The following is a 240-nucleotide window of genomic DNA, read 5'->3' as shown; positions in this document are numbered from 1 at the left end:
GCAGCCGTACTGTTGAGGAGCCGTGTGCGGTTAACATCGCAAGCACGGTTTTGCACGGGAGGGTGACAGGGTGACCTGTCACTCGACCCCAACGATTCAAGAAAAACTGTAGTGTGCTGAGGTAGGGAGCGCCCAAACTGCGACGCAGAAAGAAATAATTGCGCAGCCGTGAGTTGAGGTTCTCGACCATAGAGCTGGCCCTCGGCGTCTCTTCGAGCGCTTTGCCCACCGCCTCCATTA

1 pseudogene is annotated in these 240 nt (G+C 56.7%); it reads right to left on the bottom strand.

Annotated elements, in window-relative coordinates:
* Nucleotides 1–240 (bottom strand): annotated as a pseudogene (locus tag CKL79_RS23690) (hypothetical protein); the annotation flags it as partial.

Source organism: Leptolyngbya sp. BC1307 (assembly GCF_002286735.1).
Lineage (GTDB): Bacteria > Cyanobacteriota > Cyanobacteriia > Phormidesmidales > Phormidesmidaceae > Phormidesmis.
This window is presented reverse-complemented; position numbering and strand designations above follow the sequence as displayed.